This is a genomic window from Roseateles sp. P5_E8 (assembly GCF_054177665.1).
The window spans coordinates 68,399-75,659 of record NZ_JBGCUM010000027.1; the positions used below are offsets into that span (position 1 = coordinate 68,399).

The following is a 7,261-nucleotide window of genomic DNA, read 5'->3' on the forward strand; positions in this document are numbered from 1 at the left end:
CCACGAGGAAGAAATACGCCAGCACGGCCAGGGCCACACACAGGGCGAAGGGCGAGATCGGGATTCGAATCATGGTCATCTCCCAGCGGTCGGCCACGCGGCTTAGAAACAGACTTCAGGCGCGCATCAGCTTGTCCGCATAACGCCAAGTTTGCGGGGCTTGAGGAAACACTGTTGCCAGTGCGGTTTCCGACAGGCCGAGGTGGCGTTGCAGCAGCGGGCTGAGCACCTGGCGAAAATCGGTGGCCACGGCCAGGTCGCGGCCGTCAGCCAGGGCACTCTTGTCCAGGCCGGGCCAGTCGCCCAGCACCTGCCCGCCGGCCACCGGGCCGCCCAGCAGCCAGATGACATTGCCACGGCCATGGTCGGTGCCGCCATTGCCGTTCTGGCGCAACGTGCGGCCGAACTCGCTGACGACGACGATGACGGTGTCCTTCAGCGAATCGCCCAGCCCCACGCTGAGCGCGTCCAGGCCCTCGCCCAGGCTGGCCAGGCGGTTGGCGAGCTGGCCGCGTGCGGCGCCCTGGTTGACGTGGGTGTCCCAGCCGCCCACGGCGGTGAATGCGAGCTGGGTGTGGGCGTCCTTGCGGATCAAGGTGCCCAGGCGGCGCGCGTCGGCGGCGAAGCTGCGGGCAGACGGGGCACCGGCATCGGCGCTCGGGTCCATGGAGCGCTCGCCCGGCGCCATGCCCGAGGCCATGCTGCGCGCCATTTCGCCGCGGCCCTCGGTGGTGTCGCGCAGCGTGCTGCTGAGCTGGGCGTCACTGGCGTAGAGCTTGGCCAGGCCGGCCTGCATCTCGGGGTTGTCGATGGCGCGGCGCTGCATCGCGTTGGGGCCCAGGCCCAGGCTGGCGACGCTGGCGGTACCGGCAAAGATGCGCGGCGGCGTGCTGCCCTGGCTGATGGCGCGGGTGGGCGCCGGTTCGCCGGGCAGGGCCGTGAGCAGGCGATTCAGCCAGCCATCGGGCGTGGACTTGCGGCCGGGCGTGCCGGATTCGAGGTAGTCCTGGGCGTCGAAGTGGGAGCGCGTCGGGTCCGGCGAGCCACTGGCGTGCACGAAGGCCAACTGGCCGCCGTCCCAGTGGCGCTTGAGCGGGCTGAGCGACGGATGCATGCCGAACATCGAGTCGAGCTTGATGAGGCCATCCTCGGCGCCGGGCGCGGGAATCGCGATCTGCGGCCGGCTGGATGCATATTCGCGCTCGCCGTAGGGCGCGACGACGGACAGGCCGTCCACCGCGCCGCGCAGCATGACGACGACAAGCTTCTTCTGTGCACCGCCCTGGGCGCGCACGAGGGATACGGGCAGGCCGCCCAGCGTGAATGCACCGAAGTGCAGGAGTTGGCGTCGCAGCATGACGGCTACCTCTTCATGAAATCGGGACTGGCCAGCAGCAGGGCGACCTGCTGGCCGGCGGGCTCGGCCGCAAGCGTGCGGCGCGTCGGTTCGCTGAGCGCAGCACCCAGCGTCAAGCTGAGCCTCTCGGCGTTGACGCCGCTGCGCTGCCCTAACGTCGTAGCGAGCTGCACCCGCTGCGTCAGCGCCTCGGGGTTGCGCCAGGCGGTGGCGGTGTTCTTGTAGCCATCGGGCGTCTGGGCGCCGTACAGCGGCTGGCCGGCCTGGGCCAGCGAGGCGGTCAGCAGTTGCGGGTTGAGCAGCGGCAGGTCCAGGGCGCGCATGCTGGACAGCAGGTACTGATAGGGCGTCTTGAACTTGGCCTGGTAGGCCTCGCGGCTCCAGAACTCGTCGGCGCGGATCAGCGTGCGCGTGAACTCGCGCAGGTCGCCGCCGCTGGCCTTGAAGGTGTCGGCCAGCTTCTGCACGAGGCTCTCCGGCGGCTTGTCGGCGACGAAGGCCTGGGCGAACTTGTGCGCCAGGTGTCGGGCCGTGGCCGGATGGGCGGCCAGCACGTCCAGCGCCCGCGTGCCTTCTCCCTGCCCGCTGCCGGCCACCGATTGGCCGAGCCAGGTCTTGCCACCGCTGTCGTGGCGGCGCGGGTTGAACTCGAAGACGTCGCCAGAGGTGCTGCGCTGGTCGACGCCCCAGCCGGTCAGCATGCGCGCCAGCTCGGTCACGTCGCGCTGGGTGTAGCCGCCGTCCACGCCCAGCGTGTGCAGCTCCATCAACTCGCGGGCGTAGTTTTCGTTCAAGCCACTGGCGCGCTGCGGGTTGGGCGCGGCGCGGCGCGGCGCGTAGCCAGGGGCCACGCTCTGCGCGTTGTCCAGGTACACCAGCATCGCCGGGTGCCGGGCCGTGGCGCCCAGCATGTCGCGAAAGCGGCCCAGCACATGGGGGCGGATGGCGTGCTGCTCGTAGTCCGCCACCAGCACGCCCACGGGGCCCTTGCCGGCGAAGACGTTGAAGTGGTTGAACCAGAACTCGGTCAGCACCTCTTCCAGCTGGGCCGGGCTTTGCATCGCCCGGGCCAGACGCGCCGTGGCGGCCTGCTGCACGAGGGGCCGCACCTTCTCGCGCACGGCGTTCAGCGCATCGGCGCTGGGAGTCTCGCCCTTGGCCTGCTCGCGCCGCGCCTCGCGGGCCGCCTTCACGGCCTCGCGGTAGCGGCTCAGCAGTTCGCCCTGGCTGAGCTTGAGCACCTCCAGGCCGGCCAGGCGCTCGCTCAAGGCGGCCGGCTGCGGCAGGCGGCGCGGCTCCAGTTGCTCGGTGAGAAAGCGCTCCAGCCACTTGTCGGCGCCCTGCTCGGCAACGGCCGCCGCATCGGCCGGGCGCGGGCCGTAGCCCAGGCGGTTGAGCGCATGCAGCGCGCGTTCGTCGGCGCTCAAAGCCAGGGACGGGCCAGTCGCGGCCTGGCTGCGGCGGCTCAGCAGCGACAGGCCCATCAGGGCGGCGGCGCTGCCCAGCATGAAGCGGCGGTTCTTGTTCATCGGCCAAGCATCCCGCCGAACACGCAAGGCCGTGTGGCGCATGCGCAAAGATTTGTGTCAGGGTGCCGCCGCCCGCCGGTTCAAGGCCGCAGCGCCTGGGACTAACCCGCCTTGCCGGCCCCGCGGGCGATGAGCTTCCACTCGTCGCCTTGCTTCTGCCACACCATGAGGATGTACAGGTTCGTGGCCGTCTTGCTGCCATCGGCCACCAGCTCACGCTCGGCGACCCAGTTGTAGCGAACGATGGCGGTCGCGCCGACGATGCCGATCACCGGGTTGCGGAACTCCAGCGACAAATACCTGGCCTTGCCAGACGTGGCGCTCGCGACGAAGGTGGCACGGTCTTCAACGTTGCCGTTCGAATGCCCGTAGCTCAACTCCGGCGCGCTCAGCGCCATCAAGGGGCCGGCATCGGACGCCGCCTGGGCGCGCCGAAAGGCTTCGAGGCTGCGCGCGACGGCGTCTTCGTCGCTGCCGGCACGGGCCGGCAGCGAGGCCAGTGCGGCAGCGCCGACCGCGAGAGCAAGAAGGTGGCGACGGGGCGCGGTCATGTCTGTCTCCTGTTTGCGGCGGGCCGCATTGTCAGGCGACGGATCCCGGCTCCCCCAGCCACCTCTCCACGCTGCGCAGCGTCGCCGCCACATCCAGCGGCTTGGACCAGAAACCGTCAAAGCCGCCACGCCGGGCCAGGTTGGCGGCGACGTCTTCGGCTTCGGCCGTGACCAGCAGGGCCGGCACGGTGGCGGACAGACCGGCCTCGCGCAACTGGGTCAGCAGTGTGTCGCCGTCCACGTCGGGCAGGTGCAGGTCGCACAGCAGCAGGTCGACGCGATGTTCGGCCACGAAGCGCCGCGCCTCGGCGCCGCTGCGGGCCACCTGCATGTGGCAACCGGGCCGCAGTTCCAGGATGCCCTGCATCAGCAGCGCGTTGACGGGGTCGTCCTCGACGTAAAGCACCACGCGGATGGCCATGTCGTCGCTCGGCTCAGCCACCGTGCCGCAGGCACTGGCAGGACGGCAGCGAGGAGGTGCAAGGGGATGGGATCATTTTTGGAAGACGAGATTGCGTGTTGTGATTATCAAATTTATTGATAACAACAAACGACGTCTGCCCTCATTCGGGGTGTCGCCCCTGGCTTTTGCCAAATAGTGCGCTCAGGCGCTGCGCTGTGCGCCCAGGTCGAGCAGGCCTTGCGCGACGGCCGCCCAGCCGGCGGCCTGCGGCGCCGCGCTGAACGCCGCCGCAGCAGCCGCGTCTTCCAGCGCTCGTGCCTGGGCGGCTAGGCCGGGGTGGCCAATCAGCTCCAGCACGGCCTTGAGGCCATGGGCCACGCGGCGCAGCGCAGCGGCGTCAGCGGCCGCAACGGCGGCGTCGCCCTGGGCGATGTCGTCGGCAAAGCGCAGGATGCAGCCGGCGCGAAAGCTTTCGAACATCGCGCGGTCGCCGCCGAAGTGTTGCTGCACCGCGTCGTCTGCCTCCGCCGTGGACCACGGCGCCGTGCCACCACCCAGCAGTTCGGCGATGGTGTCCAGCAACTCGGCCAGCGGCACGGGCTTGCGCAGCGTGCGGGCCACGCCGCGGGCGGCCAGCGCGAGGTGGCGGTCCTCGTGCACGCCAGCGCTGAAGACGACCCAGGGCGGCGCGCCGTCGGCCAGTGCCAGGCCCTCGGCCAGCAAGGTCTCGGCCGAGCCGTCGGGCAGCATCAGGTCGCTGATGACGAGCTGCCAGCCACCGGCCGCCAGTGCCATGCGCGCGTCGGCCAGCGTGCCCACGACGCTCACCGCGACCGCCGGTGCGGCGGCGTCATGGCCGGGCAATTCCTCCAGCGCCAGCTCGACGAAGCGCGCAATCGAAGCGTCGTCCTCGATGAGCAGCAGGCGCGCGGCCATGGAGTTCAGACGGCGCGCGCGCCCACCGCGTCGGCCAGCAAGGGCGGCAGCTCGGTGACCAGCGCCGTCTTGTGCACGACAGGCACGCCGTCCAGCGCGAAGCGGTAGGGCGCCCGCTGGGCTTCGTCAAGCGCGGTGACGACGATCAGCCGGCTGCGCGCGAACTGCGGGTGCGAGCGCAGGCTGGTGATGAGGGCCGCGCCATCGATGCCGGGCAGCAGGATGTCGATGAGCAGCACGTCGGGCTCCAGGCGCCCGGCCAGCGCCAGACCGGCGATGCCGTCAGAGGCGACGTGCAGATCGGCCCCCGGCAGCTCGCGCCTGACGATCAGGCTGATGAGGTTCTGGAAGTGCACCGAGTCCTCGATCAGCAGCAGCGTCAGCGGGCGCCCAAGCCCGGCCGCGGCCGGCACCGGAGCACCAGTCACCCCAGGCACCTCGCCACCGCGCGCCGCCAGCCAGCCGTCCAGGGAGCTGCGCAGAATGCGGCGGTGGCCGCCGGGCGTCTTCCAGGCCTGCAGCTCGCCGCGGTCCACCATCAACTGCACGGAGCGCACGGCCATGCCCAGCCGCTGGGCGGCTTCGGTGGTGGAGCAGGTATCAGGCGCAGTCATGGGGCGATTCACGCGAGACATTTTGCCGAATTTGGGGGCTGGTGCGGAGTTCGGCATATTTGATAAAAACGAGCGCATTCGACAATAAGGCCGAATCGGAGCTTCGCCATGCCTTTCCCCGCCACCCACAACCAACCCGAGACCCCCGTCGCCGCCTCTACAGTACCCCGGCCGACCGCCGCCGACGCGCAGCGGCAAACCGTGGACGGGGACGTGCGCGCCCACCGGGTGCGGCTGGGTCATCTGGCGGAGGCGCTGGCCCGCCACCTGGGGCTGGATGCCGACACCGCGCAGTTGCTGCGCCTGGCCGCGCCGCTGCACGACGTGGGCGAGACCGACCCCACCGCTGCCGCGTTCGAGCCGCCCTGGCCGCTGACGGCCGCCGAGGAGCGCCGCCGCCGCCAGGCCCAGCCGCAGCGCGGTGCGGACTTGCTGGGCGGCTCGCGCCTGCCGCTGTTCGCGCTGGCCGCCGAGATCGCGCTGCACCACCGCGAGCGCTGGGACGGCAACGGCTACCCGCGAGGGCTCAAGGGCAAGGCGATCCCGCTGTCAGCGCGTATCGTCGCGGTCGTGGACTATTTCGACGCCCTGACGATGCGCCGCCGCTTTCGCCCGGCGCGCGCCGACGACCGCGGCCTGGCCATGCTGGCCGAGCAGGCCGGCAGCGCCTTCGACCCCGAGATCGTCGCGGCCTTCGTGGCCCATGCGCCCGCGCTGATCGCGCTGCGCGACCGCATCGATCCCAGCGGGCCGGGCGGGGCCACGCCACCCCGGGCGGGCGCGTGAAACGGCTGGCCGCCGCCGCCCTAGCCGCCCTCATTTGCGCAGCGGCCATCGCTGCGCCGCCAACCGGCATTGCCCAGCGCGTGCAGGCCAGCGGCGAACTGCGCGTTTGCATCTGGCCCGACTACTACGGCGTCTCGCTGCGCCACCCGCGCACCGGCCAGCTCTCGGGCATCGACATCGACCTCTCCGCCGCCTTTGCCGCCGACCTGCACGCGGCGGTGCGCTACGTCGACTCGTCCTTCGCCACCATCGCAGACGACCTGCTGCAGGACCGCTGCGACGTGGCCATGTTCGCCGTCGGCCGCACGGCCCAGCGCGAGCGCCAGCTGCGCTTCAGCCGGCCCTATCTGGAAAGCGACATCTACGCCGTCACGACGCGCAGCAGCCGCGTCGTGCAGCAGTGGGACGACCTGGACAAGCCCGGCGTGCGCATCGCCGTGCAGGCGGGCACCTTCATGGAGCCCATCATGGCCGGGGCACTGAAGCGCGCTACCCTCGTCGTCGTGCGGCCGCCTGACACCCGCGAGCGTGAACTCGAGGCCGGCCGCGTGGACGCCTTCATGACCGACTACCCCTACAGCCGCCGCCTGCTCGACAGCGCCGACTGGGCCCGCCTCGTCGCGCCGCCCTCGGCCTTCTACGTGATGCCCTACGCCTACGCCGTGAAGCCGGGCGACGCGGCCTGGCTGAGCCAGGTGGACGAGTTCGTCAGCCGCATCCAGCGCGACGGCCGGCTGCGCGCCGCCGCCGAGCGGCACGGCTTGGGCGCCATCGTCAGATCGCGCTAGACATGGAGCCCCTCGCCCAGTCTCGCCACGCTGAACGCGGGCGATCCCGGTCGGTCCCCCGAGCAACTGTGTCTGGCGTCAAGCCCCAGAAGGGGTTTGAAGATGCTTGACAGCATCCCAAGTGGCTTGATCGCGCAACATGGCATTGATCACGGTGAGCAACTTGCGCATGCAGGCCACAAGGGCCACCTTCCTGGCCTTGCCGGCTGCGACCAGGCGTGCGTAGAAGACCTTGATCGCAGGGTTGTGAACGATCGCCGAGACCGTGGCCATGTACAGCACCGCGCGGACATCGGC

The 7,261-nt window shown here is 70.8% G+C and carries 8 protein-coding genes and 1 pseudogene; 2 read left to right on the forward strand and 7 right to left on the reverse strand.

What is annotated here, in order from left to right:
* Positions 1-115 precede the first annotated feature (115 nt).
* From ACXRVZ_RS16530 to ACXRVZ_RS16555, 6 genes are all read right to left on the reverse strand, one after another.
* Positions 116-1,357 carry a DUF1501 domain-containing protein gene (locus tag ACXRVZ_RS16530; protein ID WP_457427995.1) on the reverse strand — a complete coding sequence of 414 codons (1,242 nt, stop codon included), beginning with the start codon at positions 1,355-1,357 and terminating at the stop codon, positions 116-118.
* Positions 1,358-1,362: 5 nt separating this feature from the next.
* Positions 1,363-2,886, reverse strand: a complete 1,524-nt coding sequence (locus ACXRVZ_RS16535; protein ID WP_457427996.1) for a DUF1800 domain-containing protein — start codon at positions 2,884-2,886, stop codon at positions 1,363-1,365.
* A gap of 101 nt (positions 2,887-2,987) precedes the next feature.
* Positions 2,988-3,437 carry a nuclear transport factor 2 family protein gene (locus ACXRVZ_RS16540; RefSeq protein ID WP_457427998.1) on the reverse strand — a complete coding sequence of 150 codons (450 nt, stop codon included), beginning with the start codon at positions 3,435-3,437 and terminating at the stop codon, positions 2,988-2,990.
* Positions 3,438-3,468: 31 nt separating this feature from the next.
* A complete protein-coding gene (locus ACXRVZ_RS16545; protein WP_458232591.1) occupies positions 3,469-3,879 on the reverse strand; it encodes a response regulator in 411 nt (136 codons plus the stop codon).
* A 162-nt stretch (positions 3,880-4,041) separates the two neighbouring features.
* Positions 4,042-4,776 (reverse strand): response regulator, encoded by a 735-nt coding sequence (locus ACXRVZ_RS16550; RefSeq protein ID WP_457428002.1) that lies wholly within the window; start codon positions 4,774-4,776, stop codon positions 4,042-4,044.
* Positions 4,777-4,781: 5 nt separating this feature from the next.
* Positions 4,782-5,390 (reverse strand): helix-turn-helix domain-containing protein, encoded by a 609-nt coding sequence (locus tag ACXRVZ_RS16555; RefSeq protein ID WP_457428004.1) that lies wholly within the window; start codon positions 5,388-5,390, stop codon positions 4,782-4,784.
* A gap of 108 nt (positions 5,391-5,498) precedes the next feature.
* On the opposite strand from ACXRVZ_RS16555, the gene ACXRVZ_RS16560 reads away from it, so the two are divergent.
* The gene (locus ACXRVZ_RS16560) at positions 5,499-6,176 is read left to right on the forward strand and encodes an HD-GYP domain-containing protein (protein ID WP_457428006.1); all 678 of its coding nucleotides are present in this window, start codon (positions 5,499-5,501) and stop codon (positions 6,174-6,176) included.
* Entirely contained in the window at positions 6,173-6,964 is a 792-nt protein-coding gene (locus ACXRVZ_RS16565) for an ABC transporter substrate-binding protein (RefSeq protein ID WP_457428008.1), read from the forward strand. Before ACXRVZ_RS16560 ends, ACXRVZ_RS16565 begins: the two co-directional genes overlap by 4 nt.
* 78 nt (positions 6,965-7,042) lie before the next feature.
* On the opposite strand, the pseudogene ACXRVZ_RS16570 reads toward ACXRVZ_RS16565, so the two are convergent.
* Positions 7,043-7,261, reverse strand: a pseudogene (locus ACXRVZ_RS16570) (IS110 family transposase); the annotation flags it as partial.

Bases quoted from the DNA above. Each gene is read 5' to 3' on its own strand.
- ACXRVZ_RS16550 (WP_457428002.1), bottom strand. From the start codon at position 4,776: ATGGCCGCGCGCCTGCTGCTCATCGAGGACGACGCTTCGATTGCGCGC.
- ACXRVZ_RS16560 (WP_457428006.1), top strand. From the start codon at position 5,499: ATGCCTTTCCCCGCCACCCACAACCAACCCGAGACCCCCGTCGCCGCC.
- ACXRVZ_RS16540 (WP_457427998.1), bottom strand. From the start codon at position 3,437: ATGACCGCGCCCCGTCGCCACCTTCTTGCTCTCGCGGTCGGCGCTGCC.
- ACXRVZ_RS16530 (WP_457427995.1), bottom strand. From the start codon at position 1,357: ATGCTGCGACGCCAACTCCTGCACTTCGGTGCATTCACGCTGGGCGGC.
- ACXRVZ_RS16535 (WP_457427996.1), bottom strand. From the start codon at position 2,886: ATGAACAAGAACCGCCGCTTCATGCTGGGCAGCGCCGCCGCCCTGATG.
- ACXRVZ_RS16555 (WP_457428004.1), bottom strand. From the start codon at position 5,390: ATGACTGCGCCTGATACCTGCTCCACCACCGAAGCCGCCCAGCGGCTG.